General features: G+C 41.7%; 27 protein-coding genes and 1 pseudogene. 19 read left to right on the forward strand and 9 right to left on the reverse strand.

Going from position 1 to position 24,952, the window contains the following annotated elements; all coding sequences use genetic code 11:
• Positions 1–263 (reverse strand): annotated as a pseudogene (locus AC4ME5_RS00005) (IS3 family transposase); the annotation flags it as partial.
• An 85-nt stretch (positions 264–348) separates the two neighbouring features.
• Here AC4ME5_RS00005 and AC4ME5_RS00010 point away from each other — a divergent pair.
• From AC4ME5_RS00010 to AC4ME5_RS00030, 5 genes are all read left to right on the forward strand, one after another.
• Complete coding sequence (locus AC4ME5_RS00010) at positions 349–681, forward strand: MazG nucleotide pyrophosphohydrolase domain-containing protein (RefSeq protein WP_491799304.1); 333 nt, start codon at positions 349–351, stop codon at positions 679–681.
• Positions 682–779: 98 nt separating this feature from the next.
• Entirely contained in the window at positions 780–1,568 is a 789-nt protein-coding gene (locus AC4ME5_RS00015; RefSeq protein WP_061427599.1) for an alpha/beta hydrolase family protein, read from the forward strand.
• A 30-nt stretch (positions 1,569–1,598) separates the two neighbouring features.
• Complete coding sequence (gene rimM, locus AC4ME5_RS00020) at positions 1,599–2,117, forward strand: ribosome maturation factor RimM (protein WP_195594333.1); 519 nt, start codon at positions 1,599–1,601, stop codon at positions 2,115–2,117.
• On the forward strand, positions 2,107–2,826 hold the full coding sequence (gene trmD, locus AC4ME5_RS00025; RefSeq protein WP_084878471.1) for a tRNA (guanosine(37)-N1)-methyltransferase TrmD: 720 nt from the start codon (positions 2,107–2,109) through the stop codon (positions 2,824–2,826). Before rimM ends, trmD begins: the two co-directional genes overlap by 11 nt.
• Positions 2,827–2,837: 11 nt before the next feature.
• Positions 2,838–3,176: an ATP cone domain-containing protein gene (locus AC4ME5_RS00030; protein ID WP_001196045.1), complete on the forward strand. Its 339-nt coding sequence runs from the start codon at positions 2,838–2,840 to the stop codon at positions 3,174–3,176.
• Positions 3,177–3,203: 27 nt separating this feature from the next.
• Here AC4ME5_RS00030 and AC4ME5_RS00035 read toward each other — a convergent pair whose 3' ends face one another.
• Positions 3,204–3,524, reverse strand: a complete 321-nt coding sequence (locus AC4ME5_RS00035) for a eukaryotic translation initiation factor 4 gamma (protein ID WP_007522201.1) — start codon at positions 3,522–3,524, stop codon at positions 3,204–3,206.
• Positions 3,525–3,628: 104 nt separating this feature from the next.
• Between AC4ME5_RS00035 and AC4ME5_RS00040 the strand changes: the two genes are divergently transcribed.
• Positions 3,629–3,847, forward strand: a complete 219-nt coding sequence (locus AC4ME5_RS00040) for a YdbC family protein (protein ID WP_049479683.1) — start codon at positions 3,629–3,631, stop codon at positions 3,845–3,847.
• A gap of 33 nt (positions 3,848–3,880) precedes the next feature.
• Here AC4ME5_RS00040 and AC4ME5_RS00045 read toward each other — a convergent pair whose 3' ends face one another.
• From AC4ME5_RS00045 to gor, 3 genes are all read right to left on the reverse strand, one after another.
• Entirely contained in the window at positions 3,881–4,438 is a 558-nt protein-coding gene (locus AC4ME5_RS00045) for a TetR/AcrR family transcriptional regulator (protein WP_251463773.1), read from the reverse strand.
• Positions 4,439–4,829: 391 nt separating this feature from the next.
• On the reverse strand, positions 4,830–5,366 hold the full coding sequence (locus tag AC4ME5_RS00050; RefSeq protein WP_125422539.1) for a biotin transporter BioY: 537 nt from the start codon (positions 5,364–5,366) through the stop codon (positions 4,830–4,832).
• 143 nt (positions 5,367–5,509) lie between these two features.
• Complete coding sequence (gene gor / locus AC4ME5_RS00055; RefSeq protein WP_491799305.1) at positions 5,510–6,856, reverse strand: glutathione-disulfide reductase; 1,347 nt, start codon at positions 6,854–6,856, stop codon at positions 5,510–5,512.
• A 266-nt stretch (positions 6,857–7,122) separates the two neighbouring features.
• Between gor and AC4ME5_RS00060 the strand changes: the two genes are divergently transcribed.
• The 4 genes from AC4ME5_RS00060 (at position 7,123) to metG (ending at position 12,386) form a co-directional block, all read left to right on the forward strand.
• Positions 7,123–8,307: an efflux RND transporter periplasmic adaptor subunit gene (locus tag AC4ME5_RS00060; RefSeq protein WP_491799306.1), complete on the forward strand. Its 1,185-nt coding sequence runs from the start codon at positions 7,123–7,125 to the stop codon at positions 8,305–8,307.
• The gene (locus tag AC4ME5_RS00065) at positions 8,291–8,992 is read left to right on the forward strand and encodes an ABC transporter ATP-binding protein (protein WP_491799307.1); all 702 of its coding nucleotides are present in this window, start codon (positions 8,291–8,293) and stop codon (positions 8,990–8,992) included. Before AC4ME5_RS00060 ends, AC4ME5_RS00065 begins: the two co-directional genes overlap by 17 nt.
• Before the next feature lies 1 nt (position 8,993).
• The gene (locus AC4ME5_RS00070; protein WP_491799308.1) at positions 8,994–10,253 is read left to right on the forward strand and encodes an ABC transporter permease; all 1,260 of its coding nucleotides are present in this window, start codon (positions 8,994–8,996) and stop codon (positions 10,251–10,253) included.
• A 135-nt stretch (positions 10,254–10,388) separates the two neighbouring features.
• Complete coding sequence (gene metG, locus AC4ME5_RS00075; RefSeq protein WP_491799309.1) at positions 10,389–12,386, forward strand: methionine--tRNA ligase; 1,998 nt, start codon at positions 10,389–10,391, stop codon at positions 12,384–12,386.
• A gap of 16 nt (positions 12,387–12,402) precedes the next feature.
• On the opposite strand, the gene AC4ME5_RS00080 is transcribed toward metG, so the two are convergent.
• The 3 genes from AC4ME5_RS00080 to coaA all read right to left on the reverse strand — a co-directional run bounded on the left by AC4ME5_RS00080 (position 12,403) and on the right by coaA (position 14,213).
• Positions 12,403–12,936: a DNA topology modulation protein gene (locus AC4ME5_RS00080; protein ID WP_491799310.1), complete on the reverse strand. Its 534-nt coding sequence runs from the start codon at positions 12,934–12,936 to the stop codon at positions 12,403–12,405.
• Positions 12,937–12,988: 52 nt separating this feature from the next.
• Complete coding sequence (gene rpsT, locus AC4ME5_RS00085) at positions 12,989–13,225, reverse strand: 30S ribosomal protein S20 (protein ID WP_001274000.1); 237 nt, start codon at positions 13,223–13,225, stop codon at positions 12,989–12,991.
• Positions 13,226–13,292: 67 nt separating this feature from the next.
• Complete coding sequence (gene coaA, locus AC4ME5_RS00090) at positions 13,293–14,213, reverse strand: type I pantothenate kinase (RefSeq protein WP_045617327.1); 921 nt, start codon at positions 14,211–14,213, stop codon at positions 13,293–13,295.
• A 234-nt stretch (positions 14,214–14,447) separates the two neighbouring features.
• Between coaA and AC4ME5_RS00095 the strand changes: the two genes are divergently transcribed.
• The 8 genes from AC4ME5_RS00095 (at position 14,448) to AC4ME5_RS00130 (ending at position 22,197) form a co-directional block, all read left to right on the forward strand.
• Complete coding sequence (locus AC4ME5_RS00095; protein ID WP_109290110.1) at positions 14,448–15,038, forward strand: class I SAM-dependent methyltransferase; 591 nt, start codon at positions 14,448–14,450, stop codon at positions 15,036–15,038.
• Entirely contained in the window at positions 15,035–16,312 is a 1,278-nt protein-coding gene (locus tag AC4ME5_RS00100; RefSeq protein ID WP_491799311.1) for a pyrimidine-nucleoside phosphorylase, read from the forward strand. Before AC4ME5_RS00095 ends, AC4ME5_RS00100 begins: the two co-directional genes overlap by 4 nt.
• Before the next feature lie 19 nt (positions 16,313–16,331).
• Entirely contained in the window at positions 16,332–16,994 is a 663-nt protein-coding gene (gene deoC, locus AC4ME5_RS00105; RefSeq protein WP_491799312.1) for a deoxyribose-phosphate aldolase, read from the forward strand.
• Positions 16,981–17,370 carry a cytidine deaminase gene (locus AC4ME5_RS00110; RefSeq protein WP_000246081.1) on the forward strand — a complete coding sequence of 130 codons (390 nt, stop codon included), beginning with the start codon at positions 16,981–16,983 and terminating at the stop codon, positions 17,368–17,370. The genes deoC and AC4ME5_RS00110 overlap by 14 nt, the downstream gene beginning before the upstream one ends.
• Before the next feature lie 89 nt (positions 17,371–17,459).
• Positions 17,460–18,515: a BMP family lipoprotein gene (locus tag AC4ME5_RS00115; protein ID WP_491799313.1), complete on the forward strand. Its 1,056-nt coding sequence runs from the start codon at positions 17,460–17,462 to the stop codon at positions 18,513–18,515.
• 136 nt (positions 18,516–18,651) lie between these two features.
• The gene (locus AC4ME5_RS00120; protein WP_491799314.1) at positions 18,652–20,187 is read left to right on the forward strand and encodes an ABC transporter ATP-binding protein; all 1,536 of its coding nucleotides are present in this window, start codon (positions 18,652–18,654) and stop codon (positions 20,185–20,187) included.
• Positions 20,180–21,238 (forward strand): ABC transporter permease, encoded by a 1,059-nt coding sequence (locus AC4ME5_RS00125; protein WP_096422056.1) that lies wholly within the window; start codon positions 20,180–20,182, stop codon positions 21,236–21,238. Before AC4ME5_RS00120 ends, AC4ME5_RS00125 begins: the two co-directional genes overlap by 8 nt.
• Before the next feature lie 2 nt (positions 21,239–21,240).
• The gene (locus tag AC4ME5_RS00130) at positions 21,241–22,197 is read left to right on the forward strand and encodes an ABC transporter permease (protein ID WP_096422058.1); all 957 of its coding nucleotides are present in this window, start codon (positions 21,241–21,243) and stop codon (positions 22,195–22,197) included.
• Between the two features lie 33 nt (positions 22,198–22,230).
• Here AC4ME5_RS00130 and plsY read toward each other — a convergent pair whose 3' ends face one another.
• Positions 22,231–22,872, reverse strand: a complete 642-nt coding sequence (plsY, locus tag AC4ME5_RS00135; RefSeq protein WP_096422060.1) for a glycerol-3-phosphate 1-O-acyltransferase PlsY — start codon at positions 22,870–22,872, stop codon at positions 22,231–22,233.
• A 135-nt stretch (positions 22,873–23,007) separates the two neighbouring features.
• Here plsY and parE point away from each other — a divergent pair, with 135 nt between their 5' ends.
• Positions 23,008–24,951 (forward strand): DNA topoisomerase IV subunit B, encoded by a 1,944-nt coding sequence (gene parE / locus AC4ME5_RS00140; RefSeq protein WP_084938473.1) that lies wholly within the window; start codon positions 23,008–23,010, stop codon positions 24,949–24,951.
• Position 24,952: the final 1 nt, after the last annotated feature.

Consider the following 24,952-nt stretch of genomic DNA (forward strand, 5'->3'; position numbering starts at 1 on the left):
TTTGGGAGAGCATATTTGAGAGAAACTCTATCTTGAGACCAGTTTTCATGTAAAACTTTATCAATCATTTCTTGTTTTAATTCTGGGGAATAGTATCGATTCTTCCCCTTTTTAACGAACTCTATTCCGTAACGATCAATCAATTTAATCATGTACCTAAGATTAGAATTGTTTATCCCAAATTTATTTGAAAGCTGCTCTAAGCTATATCCTTGTTTTCTAAGTTCATAGATCTGAACTTTATCATCATAAGTTAATTTCATAGTAAAAACACCCCAAAAGTTAGATTTTTTCTGTCTAACTTTTGGGGTGCAGTTCAAAGTCTCGCTTTTTTGTGAGGAGGAGAATATGAAAGATTTAACATTTAGACAATTACAAGCCTACTTACTCGAACATTACCAGCAGTCTCGGATAGAAGAGGGACTATTTATCAAGCTAGTGGAGGAGGTCGGAGAAGTTGCGGAGGTTTTGAATGGACGTTCTGGTCGAAAAGAGGCTGTCCAAGACTCAAATGAGGAACTAGCCAAAGAACTGGCTGATGTCATTCACTACACCGTCGCAATCGCGACAATAAACGACATTGATCTAACTAAAACTATCTTTGAGAAAGATAAAAAAGCTGCTATCAAATATCAGCATGAAAGAGATTTAGAAGGATTTTTGGAGGGAAAATATCTATAGTGTCTTTTTTCCCCAACTTGTGAAAATCCCTGGAACGTGATAAAATAAAGGATAAGGGTTTTTAATAAATCATTGTTATAGAATGAGTGGATTTCTTTATGAAACGGTTTGAAGTAACTACAAAAATTGGCAGTCTCTTTGTTACTTATAAAAAGAAAAAGAAAGTGCTTGTTTGTTTAAATGGCGCAGGTTTGCTACCAAGTTATGAAAATTTTTCACTTATACTTGAAAAACTTCCTTCAACAATTGGTTATTTGACAATTGATTTTCCAAACACAGGTAGGAGTCCGATTCATGACCAATCTGGAAAAAATCTGGACAATCTTGTAGACGCGGTTTATGAAGTACTTGAAGAATTGGCAATTTCTGAATATATACTTTGTGTACATAGTTTGAGTGGAATTTTGGCTTGCAAATTGATGAGCAAATCAATTAAGTGTCAGGCTTTAGTAGCAATTGAACCAACAACTAAAAAAGTAATGTTTTCTGATTTTTCAGAAAATCCTTATCCAGAAATGGAAGAGCAGATGAGACTGATTGAAGAGTGTGGCCCCGAAGTTTATTTTAAGAACATAACTCAAGCAGCATTTAGCTCTGAAACTAATGAAGAAATCTGGGATTTAGTGCAAGAAAAAGATTCAGAGTTGGAAAGACAAGTTCCAGAATTTCATATATATTGTGAGATTACTGAGAAAGATTTTGAGAATGTATCTATAGAAGCTCATATTCCCGTTTTTATTTTTTGTCAGGCTTATAGAGAAAAAGAGTATAGAGAATCAGAGTATTGGACTTCCAATACTAAGCTCATTTTAGGAGGGAATCACCATTATTTACAATGGTCAGAATCAGAAAAAATTGCAGCCATCATTCGAGAATTGTCAGAATAAGATGGAAAGAAGGAGAGTACAGGAGACAAGATGAACTACTTTAATGTTGGGAAAATCGTTAATACGCAGGGTCTACAGGGTGAGATTCGAGTCTTGTCTGTGACGGATTTTGCCGAGGAACGATTTAAAAAGGGAGCAGAGTTGGCTTTATTTGATGAAAAAGATCAGTTTGTCCAAACAGTGACCATCGCAAGTCATCGTAAGCATAAGAACTTTGACATTATCAAATTCAAAGACATGTACCATATCAATGCGGTTGAAAAGTACAAGGGTTATAGTCTCAAGGTCGCTGAGGAAGATTTGAACGATTTAGATGATGGTGAATTCTACTATCACGAGATTATCGGTTTGGATGTTTACGAGGGAGATAACTTGATAGGAACTATCAAGGAAATCCTACAACCAGGTGCCAACGATGTCTGGGTGGTCAAACGAAAAGGTAAGCGTGATTTGCTTTTACCTTACATTCCGCCAGTAGTTCTCAATGTTGATATTCCAAACAAGCGGGTCGAAGTGGAAATCTTAGAAGGGTTAGACGATGAAGATTGATATTTTAACCCTCTTTCCTGAGATGTTTTCTCCGCTGGAACACTCGATTGTTGGGAAGGCTCGAGAAAAAGGGCTCTTGGATATCCAGTATCATAATTTCAGAGAATATGCTGAAAAGGCCCGTCATGTTGACGATGAACCTTACGGAGGCGGTCAGGGGATGTTGCTCCGAGCTCAACCCATTTTCGATGCCTTTGATGCTATTGAAAAGAAAAATCCCCGTGTCATTCTTCTTGATCCTGCTGGAAAACAGTTCGATCAAGCTTACGCTGAGGATTTGGCTCAGGAAGAGGAACTGATTTTTATCTGTGGTCACTATGAAGGGTATGACGAGCGTATCAAGACCTTGGTAACCGATGAAATTTCCCTAGGAGACTATGTTTTGACTGGAGGAGAATTGGCAGCCATGACTATGATTGATGCGACCGTGCGCTTGATTCCAGAAGTGATTGGTAAGGAGTCTAGTCACCAGGATGATAGCTTCTCTTCGGGACTTCTCGAATATCCTCAGTATACACGCCCTTATGACTATCGTGGCATGGTGGTTCCAGATGTGCTCATGAGTGGGCACCATGAAAAGATTCGCCAGTGGCGCCTCTATGAGAGTCTAAAGAAAACCTACGAGCGCAGACCTGACCTGCTAAAAAACTATCAACTAACAGCTGAAGAAGAAAAGATGCTGGCTGAAATCAAAGAAAACAAAGAATAAAGGAGAACCTTATGCAAGTAATCAAACGTAATGGAGAAATTGCTGAATTTGATCCAGATAAAATTTACCAAGCTGTCCTAAAAGCAGCTCAAACAGTTTATGTTTTGACCGATGACCTGCGTCAAAACCTAGCGCAAGTTACTAAGAAAGTCGTTTTGGACTTGGAAGAAGCAAAAGTAGAACGTGCTACTATCAGCATGATCCAATCAATGGTCGAGCACCGCTTACTTGGAGCTGGCTACATTACTATTGCAGAACACTATATCTCTTATCGCTTGCAACGCGATTTGGAGAGAAGTGGTTATGGCGACCATATCGCCGTTCATCTTCATTTTGAACAAATCCGTTAAGAAAAAGAGTGGGATGCAAAGAACATCTCACTCTTTCTTAAATAGGCTTTTCTGAGCTTTTTGTACAGTTGAGGGAACGAAGCGAAGTCGCTTAATGTCACTGATACGAATGATTCGGGTCACGTTTTTTGAAAAATTTTTGACGATGATTTGTTGGCGGTTAGCATCGTGTTTGACAATATCACCCGTAAAACTTGTCTCAGCAAGTATGACATGAACAGCCGTCTTTTTCTGGATGGCTTGTTCAATCATAGCAGTGAGGGAGTTGTCCTTGATTTGAGGATGATCATCATTCCCATTGAGAAAACCATGTAGTTTATCTAGAACTAGTTTGAATGTCTGTCTCATAGAATCCTCCCTTCTTATATATCCACATTATATAAAATTTTCCTAAAAACCACAAGATTTTTACGAATAGACTATAGAAAGCATATCACATAAAGGAGTTAAAAATGGCAGAATTTACATTTGAAATCGAAGAACACTTGCTCACCTTGTCTGAAAATGACAAAGGATGGACCAAAGAACTAAATAGAGTTAGTTTTAATGGTGCCCCTGCAAAGTTTGATATTCGTTCTTGGAGTCCTGACCATACCAAAATGGGCAAAGGAATCACGCTTTCCAATGAAGAATTTCAGGTAATGGTCGATGCCTTTAAAGGGCAACAATAAAAAGAATCTTGAGTGCAACTCAAGATTCTTTTTTTAGGACACAATATAGTCACAGAGAGAAGTCTTAGACAATTGAATGAAAGTCTCTCTATACTCTTCAGGTGGAATTGGATTATCTTTACGAATCCAGACTTCAATGAAAGAGATTGCCATGGTCGTAATGATATAAGCGATGTCCTCTTTACTAAAATTATATTTCAGTTGGTAATTGACATTCTTTAGTACCCACTCAGAGTACGTTCCACGCAGAAACTCCTTCCAACATGGGTCGGCTTGTGTGGTATACAAGGTGTTAATAATTTCTTTTTTTTCGTATATGAGCGGAAGTATATAGTCTGCTAAAAAAGAAATAGGATCTCCATCGTTGTTAGGGGTGTACTTATTAAAGACGTTAAAAATATGCTGATTGGTCTCTTCATGAATGTATTCAATAATATCTTCAAAGTTGTTAAAATGCTTTTGATAAATCGCTTGTCGTGAAATACCAGCTTCAGCAGCAATTTCAGTCATTGTAAAGGAACTACGCTGAGGATTTTTCTTAGCTAGTGTAATGAGAGCTCTAATGATTAGCTCACGAGTATTCTTTGCCATAGAATTACCTTTCTGTTTATAATTATTTACAGTTATTTTTGAATAAAGAAAAATCAAAATGTTCAAGTTAATATAAATAATCAATGAACATTAAATTTTCTGAATCTTTTAGGTAGCTCTATTGTATCACAAATAATTTATAAAATATAGTTCTATCAGTGAAAATGCGTTTTCTGAAAAGTATACAGTTATTAACCTTTCAAAATCAATGGAAGCTTATTTGGTTTGAATCAATTAGAATACTTTTCTACTTTTCATATCGTGATAAGCTGTAATTTGAAGGATAAAACGATTAATATTCATACCGGTATAAGAATAGTCAAGTAGCTAAATAGTGTACAGTTGATTCTTAGAAAGGAAAAAGTCCAGAACACTTGTTCTGGACTATTTTTTATCTTGAAAAATAAGTAAGGCTTTTCAATCGTTCTAGGAGGGGACGGCTAATGAAACTAATGGCAATGATTTTACCAAGATCAGGAAGGATAAAGGGAAGGACACCTACTGCAAGCGCCTTATCAAATGGCATCCCAGCAAGGAAGTGGAGGCTGAGAATACCTCCGACAAAGACGAGGGAGTCTCCCAAGAGGTTGGCTAGGAAAATGCGAATGTAGCCACTATTTTGATGGATGAGATAAGATGTAAGTCCAGCATAGACAAGGTCGAACCAAAGATAGCCTGCACTTGGACCGACTAAAACATGAAATCCAGCTCCTCCCCCTGCAAAAACAGGTAAACCAATGGCACCCAGCAGGAGATAGAGAGCTACAGATAGAACAGCTTCTCTGGGTCTAAAAACAGTAGCAATCAGACCGATCGCAAAGTTTTGCAAAGTGAAAGGTACAGGACCGATAGGGAGACTGATTTGTGCCAATACGGCGATGAGAGCAGCGCCAATAGCAGGAATGGCATAGATATGAGCTTTTTTCAAAACTGTTAACCTCTTTTCAAAATTATAGTAACTATTATACTAATTCAGAAACAAAAGTCAACCAATTTTTGAAATCAAGGTAACAATTTTGTAACGGCCGATTTTGCAAGTAAAAAGAGACCTCAAGAGGTCTCTTGTGATAATTAGCGCATGGTTACAAATTCTTCTGAGGCGGTTGGGTGGATAGCTACTGTAGCATCAAAGTCCGCCTTGGTAGCCCCCATCTTGATGGCAACAGCGAATCCTTGAATCATCTCATCCACTCCATAACCAAGTCCGTGTAGGCCAACAACTTTTTCGTCATCACCGGCGGTGATGAGTTTGAAGCGAGATTCTTGACGATGGCTTGTAACGGCAGAGTACATAGATGCAAAGCTTGACTTGTAGACTTTGATGTTATCTTGGCCGTATTCTTTGATAGCTTGATCCTCAGTTAAACCGACTGTTCCGATTGCTGGGTGGGAGAAGACAACAGTAGGGATAGTCGTGTAGTCCATCTTGGCATTTGTTTTCCCGTTGAAGAGGCGTTCAGATAAGGTACGTCCTGCCTTGATGGCTACCGGGGTCAGTTCCTTCTCACCAGTAACATCTCCAAGAGCATAGATGCCATCTACAACTGTATTTTGATATTCATCCACTTGGATAAATCCACGTTGGTTGAGTGTGACGCCAGCCTTTTCTAACTCCAGACCGTCTACATTTGGACGGCGACCGGTAGCCCAGATAACTTGGCTGGCAGTGTGACTAGAACCGTCTTCGAAATGAATGGTAATACCTTGCTCCGTTTCTTCGAGCTTGACGGGCACCTTATGTGTGTGCAAAGGTAGACCTGTTTTTTCCATTTCATTGACAAGTCCCTCAACGATATAGTTGTCAAAACCACGCAAGGGACGATCACGACGGACAAACAAATCCGTTTTTACTCCTAGAGCGTGGAGAACACCTGCTAATTCAACGGCGATATAGCCAGCTCCAAGAATCGCAACAGATTCAGGAAGTTGCTCCCAAGCAAAGACATCGTCTGAGCTACCACCAAGTTCAGCTCCAGGGATAGTTGGAATGCTTGGACGAGCGCCAGTCGCAATCACGATATGTTTGGCACGAATCAATTCACCATTAACGCTGACCGTATGAGCATCAATGAAATGAGCACGACCTTCAATCAAATCAACACCGTTGCGCTTGAAACTTCCATCATAAGATGAGCGAGCACGGTCGATATAGGCTTCACGATTTTGACGAAGTTTTGCGAAATCAAATTGAACATCTGAGCTCGTAAAACCATAGTCAGGGCCGTAGTGGTGGAAGCTTTCAGCGATTTGAGCTCCATACCACATGATTTTCTTAGGAACACAGCCGACATTGACGCAGGTTCCTCCTAATTTTTTCTCCTCGATAACAGCTGCTTTAGCCCCGTGTTCACCAGCTCGGTTCATAGTGGCGATACCGCCGCTTCCTCCACCGATGGCGATGATATCATATTCTCTCATAGAAAACTCCTTATAGCTTTGATAGTCATATTCTATCGTTTTTATTTTTTGAATGCAAAAATCTGCTACGATAAAAAAATTATAAAAACGCTTGCCAAATTCAAAAAGATATTGTATTATATATCTAGCACAATAATCCAATAAACGAATACCGAACGAAATAATGATCCTGAATTGTCATTGTTTCCATCTGAACTGTCATTGTTTGGGCTTGGTATTTCTGATATAATGGTTTTTGTAAGGCAAAAGAATAAAGGAGCTTAAAAATGAAAAGAAATAAGAAGGCAAAAAAATGGCAATTATACACAGCGATTGGTATTGCCAGTGTTATTGTTATCGGTGCTGCGGGGATTTTGATTTTTAGACAACCTTCCCAGTCAGCAGTCAAGGAGGAAACATCTCATATCGTTACTGCTAAGGAAGGTTCTGTTGCTTCATCGGTTCTCTTGTCAGGTACGGTTACAGCAAAAAATGAACAATACGTTTATTTTGATGCTAGTAAGGGAGATTTAGATGAAATTCTCGTTTCAGTCGGGGACAAGGTCGAAGAAGGGCAAGCTTTGGTCAAATACAGCAGTGCAGATGCTCAAGCTGCCTATGATGCAGCCGATCGTGCAGTTGCAAAGGCAGACCGTCATATTGAGGAGTTAAACAAAGCTCGTGAAAATGCATCAGCTACACCAGCTTCTTCACAGGTTCCAACAGAAGCTGGACTCCCAGAACAAGCGCAAGCAGCGACTTCTTCCGTATCTTCTATTGATTCTCAAATCAGTGATGCCAAGGATAATCGTGCAGATGCTGTTGCCCAACTCAACAAGGCTCAGGCTCAGCTAGATGCTGCAACTGTCCTCAGTACACTAGAAGGGACTGTAGTTGAAGTTAATCGTAATGTTTCCAAATCGCCAACAGGTAATAGTCAAGTGGTAGTACATGTCGTAAGTAATGAAAACTTGCAGGTCAAAGGGGAGTTGTCTGAATACAACCTTGCTAATCTTTCTGTTGGGCAAGAAGTTACCTTTACTTCGAAGGTTTATCAAGATAAGAGCTGGACAGGTAAAATCAGCTATATTTCTGATTATCCTAAAAACAACGGGGAAGCAGCAAATGCAGCCCTTGGAGGAAATACTGGATCTAAGTACCCTTATACTGTTGATGTGACTAGCGATATCGGTGAGTTGAAACAAGGCTTCTCTGTCAGTGTGGAAGTCAAAAATAAGAGTAAGGCCATCCTTGTTCCTTTAACAAGTGTCGTTACCGAAAATGACAAAAACTATGTCTGGATCGTTGACGAGCAGAAAAAAGCGAAGAAGGTAGAAGTTACTTTGGGGAATGCGGACGCAGACAACCAAGAAATTACTTCAGGTTTGACAGACGGAGCCAAGGTCATCAGTAATCCAACATCTTCCTTGGAAGAAGGAAAAGAGGTGAAGGATGATGAAGAAACTAATTAGTCTCAAAAATATCTGCAGGAGTTATCGAAATGGTGACCAAGAACTGCAGGTCCTTAAAAATATCAATCTAGAAGTTCATGAAGGTGACTTTGTTGCTATTATGGGACCATCTGGTTCTGGTAAGTCTACCTTGATGAATATCATCGGAATGCTGGATACACCAACCAGTGGAGAGTACTACCTTGAAGGTCAAGAAGTGGCAGGTCTTGGAGAGAAACAACTGGCCAAGGTCCGCAACCAGCAAATCGGCTTTGTCTTTCAGCAGTTCTTTCTCTTGTCCAAGCTCAATGCTCTTCAAAACGTCGAATTGCCCTTGATTTACGCGGGTGTTTCGGCTTCAAAACGTCGGAAATTGGCGGAGGAATTTCTGGAAAAGGTTGAACTGACGGAGCGCAGTCATCATTTGCCTTCCGAGTTATCAGGTGGTCAAAAGCAACGTGTAGCTATTGCGCGTGCCTTGGTAAATAATCCTTCTATCATCCTAGCAGACGAACCCACAGGAGCCTTGGATACCAAGACGGGAAATCAAATTATGCAACTGTTGGTGGAGTTAAACAAGGAAGGGAAAACCATTATCATGGTCACGCATGAGCCTGAGATTGCTGCCTATGCCAAACGCCAAATTGTCATTCGCGATGGTGTTATCTCATCAGACAGCGCCCCAGTAGAAAAGGAGGAAAACTAAGATGCAGAATCTGAAATTTGCCTTTTCATCCATCATGGCTCATAAGATGCGTTCCTTTCTGACCATGATTGGGATTATCATCGGAGTTTCGTCTGTCGTCGTCATCATGGCTCTGGGAGACTCCATGTCTCGTCAGGTCAATAAAAACATGACCAAATCGCAGAAGGATATTCATGTCTTTTTCTCTCCTATCAAGAGCAAGGACGGTTCCTTTACGCAGAAACAATCCGCTTTGACAGTCAGTGGGAAAGAAGAGGATGTTCATGTTGAACCACCAAAACCACTAGAATCCTGGGTCAAGGAAGCTGCCAAACTCAAAGGAGTAGACAGTTACTATGTCACCAACTCGACCAACGTCACCCTATCTTATAAGGATAAGAAGGTTGAACGAGCCACTCTGACAGGCGGAAATAGCACCTACATGAACGCAGTTGAAAATGAAATCGTTGCGGGTAGAAGTCTAAGACCGCAAGACTACAAGGAATTTGCCAGTGTGATTTTGCTGGACGAAGAACTAGCCAAGAGTTTGTTTGATAGTCCAGAAGCTGCGGTTAATCAAGTCATCTCTGTCAATGAATTTAGTTACCGTGTGATTGGCGTTTATACTAGCAATGAAGCTAAAACTGCTAAAGCCTTTGGGATTGGTGGTCTTCCAATTACGACTAATATCTCCCTCGCAGCCAATTTTAATACTGATGAAATCTCGAACATCGTCTTTCGTGTCAATGATACTAGTCTAACGCAGACCTTGGGACCAGAGTTGGCTCGAAAATTGACTGAGATTGCTGGTCTTCAGCAAGGGGAGTACCAAGTTGCGGATGCAACTGCCGCCTTCCAAGAGGTACAACAACTATTTGGTTTTATGACCACCATTATCAGTGCCATCGCAGGAATTTCTCTCTTTGTCGGAGGAACTGGTGTTATGAATATCATGCTGGTTTCGGTGACGGAACGCACGCGTGAGATTGGTCTGCGGAAAGCTCTCGGAGCTACTCGGGCTAATATCTTGGTACAGTTTTTGATTGAATCCATGATCTTAACCTTGCTAGGTGGTGTCATCGGTCTTGGGATTGCTGCTGGAATGACCATGTTAGCTGGAGTACTGCTTCAAAACATGATTGCAGGTATTGAAGTTGGGGTTTCCCTCCCAATCGCTTTCTTTAGCTTGGCTGTGTCAGCCAGTGTTGGGATGATTTTTGGAGTCTTGCCAGCCAATAAAGCGTCTAAGCTCGATCCAATCGAAGCCCTTCGTTATGAATAAGATATAGAACAGAAAAAACAAGATGGACATTTGTCTATCTTGTTTTTGTATGGATTTTCCTATCGAAAATCACTAAAAATATGATATAATGAAGTGTTAGAAAAACAGGTTTCATTTGCCTGGAAAGGAAAAATTATGTCTGAAAAGAATTTTTATATTACAACACCGATATACTATCCATCTGGTAAACTTCATATCGGTTCTGCCTACACAACCATCGCTTGTGATGTCCTAGCGCGTTATAAACGTCTCATGGGCTACGATGTCTTTTATTTGACAGGTCTTGACGAGCATGGTCAGAAGATCCAGCAAAAAGCTGAAGAAGCTGGCATCACACCTCAAGCCTATGTTGATGGGATGGCGATTGGCGTCAAAGAACTCTGGAAATTACTTGATATCTCATATGATAAATTTATCCGTACCACTGATGACTACCATGAAAAAGTTGTAGCCCAGGTCTTTGAACGCTTGCTTGCTCAAGATGATATTTACTTGGGTGAATACTCTGGCTGGTATTCAGTTTCAGATGAAGAATTCTTTACAGAAAGTCAGCTTGCGGAAGTTTTCCGTGATGAAGCTGGAAATGTAACGGGCGGTATCGCTCCATCAGGACATGAAGTGGAGTGGGTTTCAGAAGAGTCTTACTTCCTTCGCCTCAGTAAATACCAAGACCGCTTGGTAGAATTTTTCAAATCTCACCCTGACTTCATCACTCCAGATGGTCGCCTTAATGAAATGTTGAAAAACTTTATCGAGCCAGGTTTGGAAGACTTAGCGGTTTCTCGTACAACCTTTACCTGGGGTGTGCCAGTCCCTTCCAATCCAAAACACGTTGTCTACGTTTGGTTTGATGCCCTTCTAAATTATGTGACAGCTCTTGGCTACGATCAAGAAGAACACGCTAACTTTGACAAGTTCTGGAATGGAACAGTCTTCCACATGGTAGGGAAAGACATCCTTCGTTTCCACTCAATCTACTGGCCAATCCTTCTCATGATGTTGGATATCAAATTGCCAGAACGTTTGATTGGGCATGGCTGGTTTGTCATGAAAGACGGCAAGATGTCTAAGTCTAAAGGGAACGTTGTCTATCCTGAAATGTTGATAGAGCGTTTTGGTCTCGATCCACTTCGTTACTACCTCATGCGTAGCCTTCCAGTCGGTTCAGACGGAACCTTCACTCCAGAGGATTATGTAGGTCGTATCAACTATGAATTGGCAAATGACCTCGGAAACCTCCTCAACCGTACGGTTTCAATGATTAATAAGTACTTTGATGGGCAAATCCCTGCCTATGTAGAGGGTGTAACAGAGTTTGACCATGCTCTTGCACAAGTAGCAGAGCAATCTATCACTGACTACCATACTCACATGGAAGCAGTTGACTACCCACGTGCCCTTGAAGCAGTCTGGACACTTATCTCACGTACCAACAAATACATCGATGAGACAGCCCCATGGGTCTTGGCTAAGGATGAAGAGCACCGTGACCAATTGGCAAGTGTCATGAGCCACTTGGCAGCCAGCCTTCGTGTTGTAGCTCACATGATTGAGCCCTTTATGATGGAAACTAGTCGCGCTGTATTGGCACAACTTGGTCTAGCAGAAGTTTCTAGCCTAGAAAACTTGAGCTTGGCTGATTTGCCATCAGGTGTAACTGTAGTAGCTAAAGGAACACCAATCTTCCCACGTCTGGATATGGAAGAAGAAATCGCCTATATCAAGGAACAAATGGAAGGTAATAAACCAGCAGTCGAAAAAGAATGGAATCCAGATGAAGTCGAACTCAAACTAAACAAAGAAGAAATCAAGTTTGAAGACTTTGATAAGGTCGAGATCCGTGTCGCAGAAGTCAAAGAAGTTTCTAAAGTGGAAGGTTCTGACAAGTTGCTCCAATTCCGCCTCGATGCAGGTGATGGCGAAGACCGTCAAATCCTATCAGGAATTGCCAAATACTATCCAAACGAACAAGAATTGGTCGGCAAGAAGGTCCAAATCGTTGCCAACCTCAAACCACGTAAGATGATGAAAAAATATGTCAGCCAAGGAATGATCCTCTCAGCTGAACATGATGGCAAATTAACCCTTCTCACAGTTGATCCAGCTGTACCAAATGGAAGTGTGATTGGGTAAAAGCAAAAAACCAACGTTATACACGTTGGTTTTTCTTGTTATGTACGAGATTTTCTAAGAAGTGGTCCATCTCCTTTTGCGACTTGAGGACAATTACTTTCTCAGGGTAGGTTTCTTGAACCCGTTGATAGCGTTCTTTAGCATTCTTTGTCCGCCCATCCCAGAGAATCCATCTGATAAAATCCCAGTCAAAGCGTTCAGGACAGCCTGCTGCCATACTTTCTCTGACCTTGCCTCGGTATGTGAGATACCGTTTAAAGGCTCGAAAGAGACAAGTCCATGGGGAAAAGTTGAGAAAGATGATTTGGTCAGCTTCCAGCATTCTTTCTTCATAGCAACACCAAGAGTAGTTGCCGTCGATGACCCAGTCTGAGTGATTGTTTAGAAAGCTTTTCATCTCGGATTTCATCCAATCACGGTCACTGTCTTGCCAATCTGGTTGAAATTGGAGGGTGTCCATATGCAGTTTGGGAATGGAGTAGTAGTTAGATAACTTTTCTGCTAGAGTTGACTTACCAGCACCAGAATAACCGATGATTGCGATTTTCATTTTCTACCTTTTCTGATTAGAGGTCAAAAAAACAGCCTCTATGGACTGTTTCTTATTTAGCAAGTTTAGCTGAAAGACGAGCTTTATCGCGACTTGCTTTGTTTTTATGAATCAAACCTTTAGTTTCTGCTTTGTCGATAGCTGAACTAGCAGCACGGAAAAGTTCTTCAGAAGGGTTTGCTTCGAAAGCTTTGATAGCAGTACGCATAGCTGATTTTTGAGCTGAGTTTTTTTCGTTTTGTTTAACGTTCAATTCAGCGCGTTTGATAGCTGATTTAATGTTTGCCAATGTTCTTACCTCCATATTTACTAACTATACTATTATATCTGAAAACTTATGTTTTGACAAGGGGAAATTATTTTTTTAGGTAAATTTCATCGATTTCATGGTTTTTAGCCTTGTGGAGAATAACCTCGGCCCGATTCCTTGTTGGTTCAATATAGTTTTGTAGATTTGTAAGGTTGATATCACTCCATACTTGGTGGGCAAAAGACTCTACTTCCTCTATTGGCATTTGCGTAAAGTGGTGGTAGTAGCTGTCTGGATCGTTTTGTGCAAAGCTAAGGAGTTTTAAAAATCGGTCTAAATACCAACTCTCAATGTCCTCAACAGCAGCGTCTACATAGATGGAAAAATCAAAAAAGTCGGTGATGTAAAGGCGCTCATTTTGAGGATTTTGAAAGACATTGATGCCTTCAACAATCACAAAATCTGCAGCCTTAACACGTTGTTTCTCCCCAGGAACAATATCATAAACCTCGTGAGAATAGACGGGGATATCAACATCCTGTCCATTTTTTAAGCGATCAAGAAAATTCAGTAAGGCTTCCATGTCATAACTCTCTGGAAAGCCTTTGCGATTTAAGATTCCTTGGTCTATTAACGTTTGATTGGGATAGAGAAAACCATCGGTCGTCACTAACTCCACAGTAGCGTCAGTCACTGTACGAGACAGAAGGATTTGCAGAAGTCGGCTAGTTGTTGATTTTCCTACAGCAACACTTCCTGAAACACCGATGATGAAGGGCTGAGATTTACTCTCTCTTTGGAGAAAAATTCCCTTAGAAAAGGCTAAATCCTCTTTGGTGCGTTTGTAAATTTGGATGAGATGAGCTAATGGTAAATAAATATCTGTCACATCTTGCAGGCTGATTTGGTCATTGAAGCTCTTGATGGATTCTAACTCTTCCTCTGTCAAGGGAGGGGTTGTCTTGCGATGCAAGGACTGCCAGGTTTCACGGCTGATTTTTTCAAAATGTAAAAATTCGTTGGTCATATTTTTTCCTCGTTCGATATTTTAGTATATCATATTTCTCATCTAAAGAGAGAATGAAATTCGATATTTCTCATTCTGATTCTTGAAAGTTGCTATAAGTTGCTCTAAAAGATCAAAAATAGAGGAAGTAATACAAAAATCTTTTAATTATTGTCATAACAGATTTAGTTTGTTTGTTGAATTTTAGCTTTGTAAACGGTGTTAAAAAACCTTAAAATATGCTAAAATAGTTTTATGAGTAAAATGTATTATGCAGAAAATCCAGATGCTGCTCACGACATTCATGAGTTGCGAGTAGAATTGTTGGGACATAAAATGACCTTTTTAACGGACGCAGGTGTCTTTAGTAAAAAGATGGTTGATTTTGGTAGTCAGCTTTTACTGAAGTGTCTCGAGGTTGAAAAAGGCGAGCGGGTGCTAGATGTCGGCTGTGGGTACGGTCCCCTAGGGATTTCTTTGGTCAAGGCTTACGGAGTTCAAGCAACCATGATCGATATCAATAATCGTGCTTTGGACTTGGCGCGAAAAAATGCTGAGAGAAACCAAGTTTCAGCAACTATTTTCCAATCCAACATCTATGAGCAAGTTGAAGGGAAATTTGACCATGTTATTTCCAATCCGCCGATTCGAGCGGGCAAACAAGTTGTTCATGAGATTATCGAAAAGAGCAGAGAGTTCTTGAAAGATGGTGGCGATTTAACGATCGTTATTCAGAAAAAACAGGGTGCTCCTAGTGCCAAAAGCAAGATGGAAGACGTTTTTGGAAATTGTGAAATCATAAAGAAGGACAAGGGTTATTATATCCTTAGGAGTGTGAAATCATGAGAGCAGTTGATTTAATCCAAAAGAAACGAGATGGTCAAGAACTGTCTTCGAGTGAAATCAAGTGGCTAGTAGAGGGCTATGTGGCAGGAACTGTTCCAGACTATCAGATGTCAGCCTTTGCTATGGCAGTTTATTTCAAAGGAATGACGACACGAGAGATTTCTGACCTGACGATGAATATGGTCAAGACAGGTCAGGAGTTTGACTTGTCAGCTATTGATGGGGTTAAAGTTGACAAACATTCTACTGGTGGTGTAGGTGATAAGGTGACCTTGATTTTAGCTCCCCTTGTTGCTAGCTTTGGTGTGCCTGTGGCAAAAATGAGTGGTCGGGGACTAGGGCATACTGGTGGGACCTTAGATAAGTTGGAAGCAATCAAGGGCTACCAAGTGGAGCGCAGTCAAGAAGATTTCATTCGTCAGGTACAGGACATTGGTGTATCTGTTATTGGGCAGTCAGATCAGCTGGTTAAAGCAGACAAACTCCTCTATGCCCTCCGTGATGTGACGGCGACTGTCGACACGATTCCTTTGATTGCTAGTTCTGTCATGAGCAAGAAAATTGCTGCAGGAGCGGATGCCATTTTGCTAGATGTGACTGTTGGTGAGGGTGCCTTCATGAAGACGGTTGATGAGGCGCGTGAATTGGCTCAAACCATGGTCGATTTGGGTAAGGCCGTTGGTCGAAAGACGGTAGCGGTTATTACAGATATGAGTCAACCCTTGGGGCGAGCCATTGGCAATCGTCTCGAAATCCTAGAGGCAATTGAAATCCTTCAAGGAAAAGGCCGAGAAGATATTAGTCACTTTATTTGTGAGCTAGCTCAGATTATGCTTGGTTTGGCAAATGTCGAGAAGACAGTTGAAGAAGTACGTCAACACCTTGAAAACGGCCAAGCGCTGGCTAAGTTTGAAGAAATGGTGGCGGCTCAAGGCGGTGATTTAGAAGATCTCTATCGCCCGGTAAATGTTGAACATGTAGTGGATATCCCGGCCCAAGAGTCAGGCGTCATTTCAGCCCTTCCAGCGATGGAATTTGGTCTCTATGCCATGAGATTGGGAGCTGGTCGCGCAGTCAAGTCTGATGATTTAGACTATGAAACTGGAATCGTTTTTGAGAAGAAGGTTGGGGACTCTGTTCAAAAGGGAGAAATTGTCGCAAAAGTTTATACAAATGGAAAAATTTCCCCTCAACTAGTTACAGAATTCCAAAAATATGTTAAAATAAATGATAGAGTGAAACGTTTGCAGGAAATAATTGAAATCATCTCATGAAAAAGAGAGGAATCCGAATATGAAATTAAACAAATACATTGATCATACGCTTTTAAAACAAGATGCAAGGCAAGAACAAATTGATCGTTTGCTATCTGAAGCACGTGAGTATGACTTTGCCAGCGTTTGTGTTAATCCCACATGGGTTAAACATGCGAAAAAAGGACTTGAAGGCTCAGATGTAAAGGTTTGTACAGTAGTAGGTTTCCCTTTGGGAGCAACAACTTCGGCCGTGAAAGCTTTTGAAACCAAGGAAGCTATCCAAAATGGTGCAGATGAGATTGATATGGTTATCAATGTCGGTGCTCTCAAATCAGGTAATCTTGATTTGGTTGAATCGGACATCCGTGCTGTCGTAGAAGCAAGTGGTGACAAGTTGGTTAAGGTCATTATTGAAGCTTGCTTGTTGACAGACGATGAAAAGGTTGTGGCTTGCCAATTATCCCAGAAAGCAGGTGCTGACTTTGTCAAAACATCAACTGGATTTTCAACTGGTGGTGCCACTATAGAGGATGTTAAGTTGATGCGTAAAACGGTCGGATCAGATATGGGAGTTAAGGCTGCTGGTGGAGCTCGCTCATATGCAGACGCTCTTGCCTTTGTGGAAGCAGGCGCTACTCGTATTGGAACATCAGCTGGTGTGGCAATTTTAAAAGGAGAATTAGCAGATGGCGACTACTGAGTTGATTGACTTAGCAATTGAAACCAGCAAGCAAGCCTATGTACCCTATTCTCACTTTCCTGTTAGTGCTGTTCTAGTGGCGAAAGATGGTAACGTTTATACAGGTGTTAATATTGAGAATGCTAGCTATTCTTTGACAAACTGTGGAGAGCGTACAGCGATTTTCAAAGCAGTTTCCGAAGGCCAAAGAGAGTTTTCGGAGTTGATTGTCTATGGACAGACTGAAAAACCTATCTCACCATGTGGCGCTTGTCGCCAAGTGATGGCTGAATTTTTTGAAAAAGATCTAAAAGTGACACTTGTCGCAAAAGATAAATCGACGGTCGAGATGACGGTCGGGGAGTTACTTCCATACTCTTTTACAGACTTAAACTAGTCTGGGTCACTCTCTGAGTGACGCGGTCCTTGTGGCCAACCAATCCATACTTGCAACATCGTTGCACATCTTATTTAGGAGGTTCAGTAATGAACAAGAAACAATGGCTAGGCCTTGGTCTAGTTGCAGTAGCAGCAGTTGGACTTGCTGCATGTGGTAACCGCTCTTCTCGTAACGCAGCTTCATCTTCATCTGAAATGAAGACCAAAGCAGCGATCGTAACAGATACTGGTGGTGTTGATGATAAATCATTTAACCAATCAGCTTGGGAAGGTTTGCAAGACTGGGGTAAAGAACACAAACTTTCTAAAGATAAAGGCTTTACTTATTTCCAATCAACAAGTGAAGCTGACTATGCTAACAACTTGCAACAAGCGGCTGGAAGTTACAACCTGATCTTCGGTGTTGGTTTTGCACTTCACAATGCAGTTGAAGAGGCAGCAAAAGACCACTCTGACTTAAACTATGTCTTGATTGATGATGTGATCAAAGATCAAAAGAATGTTGCGAGCGTAACATTTGCTGATAACGAAGCAGCTTACCTTGCTGGTGTTGCAGCAGCTAAAACAACTAAAACAAAACAAGTTGGTTTTGTAGGTGGTATCGAATCTGAAGTTATTTCACGTTTCGCTGCCGGATTTAAAGCTGGTGTTGAGTCAGTAGACCCATCTATCAAAGTACAAGTTGACTACGCTGGTTCATTTGGTGATGCTGCCAAAGGTAAAACAATTGCAGCAGCTCAATACGCTGCAGGTGCAGACGTTGTCTACCAAGCAGCTGGTGGTACAGGTGCTGGTGTCTTTGCTGAAGCAAAATCTTTGAACGAAAGTAAAAATGAAGACGAAAAAGTTTGGGTTATTGGTGTAGACCGTGACCAAGCAGCAGAAGGTAAATACACTTCTAAAGATGGTAAAGAATCAAACTTCGTTCTTGTATCTACATTGAAACAAGTTGGTACAACTGTAAAAGATATTGCTAACAAGGCAGAAAAAGGTGAATTCCCTGGCGGACAAGTTATTGTCTACTCATTGAAAGATAAAGGGGTTGACTTGGCAGTAACAAACCTTTCAGAAGAAGGTAAAAAAGCTGTTGAAGACGCAAAAGCTAAAATCCTTGACGGAAGCGTAAAAGTTCCTGAAAAATAATGGATAAAAGTCATTTCTTAGGAAGCGACCATCGGTCGCTTCTTTAAGAATTGAGGCAATTTTTGTCTCAATAGAACTTGTTAACACGATTAGCAGGTTTTATTGAAACAAAATAGACCTCGGAAAGGAAAAGCATATGGCACACGAAAATGTCATTGAGATGCGGGATATTACCAAGGTGTTTGGTGAATTTGTAGCGAACGACAAGATCAACTTGCAACTGCGAAAAGGTGAAATCCATGCACTTTTAGGAGAAAATGGAGCGGGTAAATCCACTCTGATGAATATGCTGGCAGGACTTCTCGAGCCAACTAGTGGTGAAATTGCGGTGAATGGTCAAGTTGTCAAACTAGATTCACCTTCTAAAGCTGCTAGTCTAGGAATTGGGATGGTTCATCAACATTTTATGTTGGTTGAAGCTTTTACAGTAGCTGAAAATATCATTTTGGGGAGTGAAATTACTAAAAATGGTGTGCTAGATATAGCTGAAGCTACTAAAGAAATCAAGGCTCTTTCTGAACGTTATGGTTTGGCAGTGGATCCTGCTGCCAAGGTGGCAGATATTTCCGTTGGTGCTCAACAACGTGTAGAAATCTTGAAGACACTTTATCGTGGTGCTGATATCCTCATCTTTGACGAACCGACAGCCGTATTGACTCCTTCAGAGATTGATGAGTTGATGGCTATCATGAAAAACCTTGTCAAAGAAGGAAAATCCATTATTTTGATTACCCATAAACTGGATGAAATTCGTGCGGTATCCAATCGAGTGACGGTTATTCGTCGTGGGAAATCAATCCAGACGGTTGAGATTGCAGGGGCAACCAATGCAGACTTGGCAGAGATGATGGTAGGACGTTCTGTCTCTTTCAAAACGGAGAAACAGGCACCACAGCCAAAAGAAGTAGTCTTGTCTATCAAAGACTTGGTTGTTAATGAAAACCGAGGTGTACCAGCTGTGAAGAATCTTTCTTTGGATGTTCGTGCTGGTGAAATTGTCGGTATTGCAGGTATTGATGGCAATGGTCAATCTGAACTCATTCAAGCCATTACGGGTCTTCGTAAGGTTGAGTCTGGTAGTATTGAATTAAAAGGCAAGTCAATCGTGGGGATGCATCCTCGACAAATTACAGAACTAAGCGTGGGACACGTTCCTGAAGACCGCCACCGTGATGGTTTGATTTTGGAGATGATGATTTCAGAAAATATCGCTCTTCAAACCTACTACAAAGAACCACTCAGCAAGAATGGTATCTTAAACTATGCGAATATCACTTCACATGCCAAGAAATTGATGGAAGAATTTGACGTCCGTGCGGCGAGCGAATTTGTCCCAGCAGCGGCTCTTTCAGGGGGGAATCAACAAAAAGCGATTATCGCTCGTGAGATTGATCGTGATCCTGATCTCCTTATCGTCAGCCAACCAACTCGTGGTTTGGATGTCGGTGCCATTGAATATATCCACAAACGCTTGATTGAAGAACGTGATAACGGGAAAGCTGTGCTTGTTGTCAGCTTTGAATTGGATGAGATTTTAAATGTTTCAGACCGAATTGCTGTTATTCATGATGGGAAGATTCAAGGTATTGTGTCGCCAGAAACGACTAACAAACAAGAACTTGGTATCTTGATGGCAGGTGGAAACTTGGGAAAGGAGAAGGATGATGTCTAAAAAGTTACAACAAATTTCGGTTCCCTTGATTTCCGTATTCTTAGGAATCTTGCTCGGAGCCATCGTCATGTGGATTTTCGGATATGATGCTATCTGGGGTTATGAGGAGTTGTTCTATACAGCTTTTGGTAGTCTTCGTGGGATTGGTGAGATTTTCCGTGCCATGGGTCCTCTTGTCTTGATTGGTCTGGGTTTTGCAGTTGCCAGCCGTGCAGGTTTCTTTAACGTTGGACTTCCTGGTCAGGCACTAGCGGGTTGGATTCTTAGTGGTTGGTTTGCTTTGTCGCATCCGGACATGCCACGCCCAATGTTGATTTTAGCGACCGTAGTAATTGCTTTGATTGCAGGTGGGATTGTAGGTGCTATTCCAGGTATTCTCAGAGCTTATTTAGGTACATCAGAGGTTATCGTAACCATTATGATGAACTATATTGTTTTGTACGTAGGGAATGCCTTTATTCATTCTTTCCCGAAAGACTTTATGCAAAGTACAGACTCAACGATTCGTGTGAGTGCCAATGCCACTTATCAAACACCATGGTTATCTGAGTTAACTGGCAATTCTCGTATGAATATCGGAATCTTTTTTGCCATCATTGCTGTTGGTGTGATTTGGTTCTTGCTCAAGAAAACGACTCTCGGTTTTGAAATTCGTGCAGTTGGTCTCAATCCCCATGCCTCAGAGTACGCTGGTATTTCAGCAAAACGTACAATCATCCTATCAATGATTATCTCTGGTGCTTTGGCTGGTCTTGGTGGAGCTGTCGAAGGTCTTGGAACCTTCCAAAACGTTTACGTTCAGGGATCATCATTGGCTGTCGGATTTAACGGGATGGCAGTTAGTTTGCTTGCTGGAAATTCACCAATTGGAATTCTCTTTGCAGCCTTCTTATTTGGAGTTTTGCAAGTAGGAGCACCGGGTATGAACGCAGCACAAGTTCCGTCTGAGCTTGTCAGCATTGTAACAGCGTCTATTATCTTCTTTGTCAGCGTTCACTACCTAATCGAACGCTTTGTCAAACCTAAAAAACAAGTTAAAGGAGGTAAGTAAGGATGTCTATTACAACATTGCTCACCCTCTTGGTCTCTTCTATGCTGATTTACTCAGCGCCACTTATTTTTACGAGTATTGGAGGAGTCTTCTCTGAACGTGGTGGTGTCGTTAACGTCGGTCTTGAAGGAATCATGGTTATGGGAGCCTTTTCTGGGGTTGTCTTTAACCTTGAGTTTGCAGAACAACTTGGAACAGCGACTCCTTGGATTTCCTTGTTAGTTGCCGGTGCCGTGGGAGCTATTTTCTCCCTCATTCATGCAGTCGCTACAGTTCATTTCCGTGCGGATCATGTTGTCAGTGGTACAGTATTGAACTTGATGGCTCCTGCCCTAGCAGTTTTCTTGGTTAAGGTTCTTTATAACAAAGGACAAACGGATAATTTAAGCCAGACCTTTGGACGTTTTGATTTTCCAGTTTTGGCTAATATCCCAGTGATTGGAGATATCTTCTTCAAGTCAACAAGTTTGCTAGGTTATATCGCGATTGCCTTCTCATTCTTTGCTTGGTTTATCCTCTTCAAGACACGCTTTGGCCTTCGCCTTCGCTCTGTTGGTGAACACCCTCAAGCAGCGGATACCTTGGGGATCAATGTCTACAAGATGCGATATCTTGGGGTTATTATTTCAGGTTTCCTTGGTGGAATTGGGGGAGCGATTTATGCTCAATCCATTTCTGTCAACTTCTCAGTGACAACTATTGTCGGTCCTGGATTTATCGCTCTTGCTGCAATGATCTTTGGTAAATGGAACCCAATCGGTGCTATGCTTTCTAGTCTCTTCTTTGGACTTTCACAAAGTTTGGCAGTTATCGGTTCTCAATTGCCTTTCCTACAAGGAGTGCCAGCGGTTTACCTTCAAATCGCGCCTTATGTCTTGACCATTCTTGTCTTAGCAGCCTTCTTTGGAAAAGCAGTTGCACCTAAGGCAGACGGTATCAACTACATCAAGTCAAAATAAGCATACAAAAAACGTCAGTTTCAAACTGGCGTTTTATTTGTTAGGATTTTGATGGGTTAGGTTCAATCCCCAAGGGACAAGATTTTCAGTTTTATTTTTGATACGTGTGATATTATCCTTGTGACGAATGATAATCAAGCTAGCAAGTGCTAGGATAATCAGAATGAAGAGAGGGTCATAGCTGTCTAGGATAAATCCAAATAGTGGAAATAGGAGAACTCCGATAACGGCTGCGATAGAAGCGGCAACGCTAGATAAGGAAATCATACTACCAAGATAGAGAGTTCCAAAGAATACGACTGCTAGGTAGAGACAGAAGATAGGCGCAAATCCGAAAACAACTCCAGCGCTAGTTGCGACAGCCTTGCCCCCCTTAAAGCCTGCAAAGATAGGAAAGGTATGTCCAATGACAGCCAAAAGTCCAAAGACAAGAGGTGATACACCTTGTAGGTGGAAAAGAATTGGAAGCAGAGTGGCCAAGGTTCCTTTAAAGAAGTCAATCACAAAGGTTGCCATACCCGCTTTCTTACCTAAAATTCGGAAAGTATTGGTTGTTCCGGTGTTTCCAGAACCATGTTCACGCAGATTTGTTTGAAAGAAGATTTGTCCAATCCAAAGACCGGATGGAATCGAACCTAGCAGATAAGCTAAAATTAATAATACAAATGTCATCATAGAACTATTATACCATGAAATAGTGTAGAAATGATGAGAATATCCATTAAAATTGTGACAGCTGAACGGGAAAAACTTTGCAAAATCCCTAGAAAACCTGTAAAATAGAAAAGATGAACAAATAGGAGGTTCCTTGTGTCAAAAAAGGAAATCAATATTAATAACTACAATGATGACGCCATTCAGGTGCTAGAAGGGTTGGATGCGGTCCGTAAACGTCCGGGGATGTATATCGGTTCGACCGACGGTGCAGGTCTCCATCACCTAGTCTGGGAAATTGTGGACAATGCAGTCGATGAGGCCTTGTCTGGCTTCGGTGATCGCATTGATGTGACTATCAATAAAGACGGAAGTCTAACAGTAGAGGACCATGGTCGTGGGATGCCGACTGGTATGCATGCCATGGGTATCCCAACCGTTGAAGTTATCTTCACCATTCTTCACGCTGGAGGAAAATTCGGTCAGGGTGGTTATAAGACTTCTGGTGGTCTCCACGGGGTTGGTTCTTCCGTCGTGAATGCCTTATCTAGTTGGCTAGAAGTAGAAATCACTCGTGATGGTGCTGTTTATAAGCAACGCTTTGAAAATGGTGGAAAACCTGCCACGACTTTGAAGAAAATTGGTACAGCACCCAAGACTAAGACAGGTACCAAAGTCACCTTCATGCCTGACGCGACAATCTTCTCTACGACTGACTTTAAGTACAATACCATTTCAGAACGACTCAATGAGTCAGCCTTTCTCTTAAAAAATGTTACCTTGTCTTTGACAGATAAGCGAACAGATGAAGCAATCGAATTCCATTATGAGAACGGGGTACAAGACTTTGTTTCCTATCTGAATGAAGACAAGGAAACCTTGACGCCTGTTCTTTACTTCGAAGGGGAAGACAATGGTTTCCAAGTGGAAGTCGCCCTCCAGTACAATGATGGATTTTCAGATAACATCTTGTCCTTTGTCAATAATGTCCGTACCAAAGACGGTGGAACCCATGAGACGGGACTCAAGTCTGCCATTACAAAGGTCATGAATGACTATGCGCGTAAGACAGGTCTTCTCAAGGAAAAAGATAAAAACCTAGAAGGTTCAGATTATCGCGAGGGACTAGCAGCCGTTCTTTCTATTCTGGTTCCTGAAGAGCATCTTCAGTTTGAAGGACAGACCAAGGACAAACTAGGAAGTCCTCTGGCTCGTCCAGTTGTGGATGGGATTGTGGCTGATAAGTTGACCTTCTTCCTTATGGAAAATGGGGAATTGGCTTCTAACCTCATCCGTAAGGCTATCAAGGCTCGTGACGCTCGTGAAGCGGCACGTAAGGCGCGTGATGAGAGCCGAAATGGTAAGAAAAACAAGAAAGACAAAGGCTTGCTGTCTGGAAAATTGACCCCAGCCCAGTCTAAAAATCCTGCAAAGAACGAACTCTATCTAGTCGAGGGGGATTCTGCCGGCGGTTCTGCTAAACAAGGTCGTGATCGTAAGTTTCAGGCTATCTTACCTCTTCGAGGTAAGGTTATCAATACAGCCAAGGCCAAGATGGCGGATATCCTCAAAAATGAGGAAATCAACACTATGATTTACACCATAGGTGCAGGTGTCGGGGCAGACTTCTCCCTTGAAGATGCCAACTACGACAAGATCATTATCATGACCGATGCCGATACCGACGGTGCCCACATTCAAACACTTCTCTTAACATTCTTCTACCGTTACATGCGTCCGCTAGTCGAGGCAGGACATGTCTATATCGCCCTTCCGCCTCTTTACAAGATGTCCAAAGGGAAAGGCAAGAAAGAAGAAGTGGCCTATGCTTGGACGGACGGAGAGTTAGAAGAACTTCGTAAGCAATTCGGCAAAGGTGCTACCCTCCAACGCTATAAAGGTCTTGGTGAGATGAATGCGGATCAGCTCTGGGAAACAACTATGAATCCAGAAACCCGAACTCTCATTCGTGTCACGATTGAAGACTTGGCACGCGCTGAACGCCGCGTCAATGTCCTCATGGGAGATAAGGTTGAACCACGCCGTAAATGGATTGAAGATAATGTCAAGTTTACGCTGGAAGAAGCGACAGTGTTTTAAT

This window comes from Streptococcus sp. A69 (genome assembly GCF_058556195.1).